Here is a 1962-nt window from a genome sequence, read left to right as displayed (position 1 = left end):
GCATGGTAGAGGAGCGTTCTGTAAGCCGTTGAAGGCGAAGGGGTAACCCACGCTGGAGGTATCAGAAGTGCGAATGCTGACATGAGTAACGATAAAGGGGGTGAAAAACCCCCTCGCCGAAAAACCAAGGTTTCCTGTCCAATGTTAATCAGGGCAGGGTGAGTCGGCCCCTAAGTCGAGGCTGAAAAGCGTAGACGATGGGAAACGGGTTAATATTCCCGTACTTCTTGTAACTGCGACGGAGTGACGGAGCAGGCTAGGTCATCAGGGCGTTGGTTGTCCCTGTTTAAGGCAGTAGGTTGGTGGTTTAGGCAAATCCGGACCACTAAGACTGAGAGCTGATGACGAGTGTCCACGGACACGAAGTGATTGATGCCATACTTCCAGGAAAAACTTCTAAGCTTCAGGTTACAAGGAACCGTACCCCAAACCGACACAGGTGGTTGGGTAGAGAATACCAAGGCGCTTGAGAGAACTCGGCTGAAGGAACTAGGCAAAATGGTACCGTAACTTCGGGAGAAGGTACGCCGCTGCTGGTGATGGAACTTGCTTCCTAAGCTGGCGGTGGTCGCAGATACCAGGTGGCTGCAACTGTTTATCAAAAACACAGCACTGTGCAAATTCGTAAGAAGACGTATACGGTGTGACGCCTGCCCGGTGCCGGAAGGTTAATTGATTGGGTTAGACTTTGTCGAAGCTCATGATCGAAGCCCCGGTAAACGGCGGCCGTAACTATAACGGTCCTAAGGTAGCGAAATTCCTTGTCGGGTAAGTTCCGACCTGCACGAATGGCGTAATGATGGCCACGCTGTCTCCAGCCGAGACTCAGTGAAGTTGAAATTGCGGTGAAGATGCCGTATACCCGCGGCTAGACGGAAAGACCCCGTGAACCTTTACTACAGCTTGACACTGAACATTGCTCCTACATGTGTAGGATAGGTGGGAGGCTTTGAAGCGATTACGCCAGTAGTCGTGGAGCCAACCTTGAAATACCACCCTTGTATGCGTGATGTTCTAACTTAGGCCCCTAATCGGGGTTGAGGACAGTGTCTGGTGGGTAGTTTGACTGGGGCGGTCTCCTCCCAAAGAGTAACGGAGGAGCACGAAGGTTAGCTAAACACGGTCGGACATCGTGTGGTTAGTGCAATGGCATAAGCTAGCTTAACTGCGAGACAGACACGTCGAGCAGGTACGAAAGTAGGTCATAGTGATCCGGTGGTTCTGTATGGAAGGGCCATCGCTCAACGGATAAAAGGTACTCCGGGGATAACAGGCTGATACCGCCCAAGAGTTCATATCGACGGCGGTGTTTGGCACCTCGATGTCGGCTCATCACATCCTGGGGCTGAAGTCGGTCCCAAGGGTATGGCTGTTCGCCATTTAAAGTGGTACGCGAGCTGGGTTCAGAACGTCGTGAGACAGTTCGGTCCCTATCTGCCGTGGGCGTTGGATGATTGAAGGGAGCTGCTCCTAGTACGAGAGGACCGGAGTGGACGAACCCCTGGTGTTCGGGTTGTATCGCCAGATGCATTGCCCGGTAGCTACGTTCGGAACTGATAACCGCTGAAAGCATCTAAGCGGGAAGCAGGCCTTAAGATGAGTCATCCCTAGGTCTTTAAGACCTCTGAAGGGCCGTCCGAGACCAGGACGTTGATAGGCAAGGTGTGTAAGCGTTGTGAGGCGTTGAGCTAACTTGTACTAATGACCCGTGCGGCTTAACCATACAACCCAGATGGGTTTGGTGGTGCAATGATTTTGCGAATAAGAGAACATCAGCTTTTTTCAAATAATGGGACAGTTTTTATCAACTACTTCCTTGTAGTTGCCCCTGACGGGCCGCACTAAAGTGCGTTAACTTTTGTTCCAGACAAAATTTTGCTTGGCGGCCATAGCGTTGTGGACCCACCTGATCCCATTCCGAACTCAGCAGTGAAACGCAATAGCGCCGATGGTAGTGTGGGG

2 rRNA genes are annotated in these 1962 nt (G+C 51.8%); both read left to right on the top strand.

The features are described from left to right. A 23S ribosomal RNA gene (locus CLC91_RS14815) occupies positions 1-1723 on the top strand; the annotation flags it as partial. Positions 1724-1878: 155 nt separating this feature from the next. Then, a 5S ribosomal RNA gene (gene rrf, locus CLC91_RS14810) occupies positions 1879-1962 on the top strand; the annotation flags it as partial.

Origin of the sequence: Paraferrimonas haliotis, assembly GCF_002282895.1 — a bacterium.
In the GTDB taxonomy this organism is placed as follows: Bacteria; Pseudomonadota; Gammaproteobacteria; order Enterobacterales; family Shewanellaceae; genus Paraferrimonas; species Paraferrimonas haliotis.
The sequence above is the reverse complement of the archived record's forward strand: the minus strand, read 5'-3'. Positions and strand labels throughout refer to the sequence as shown.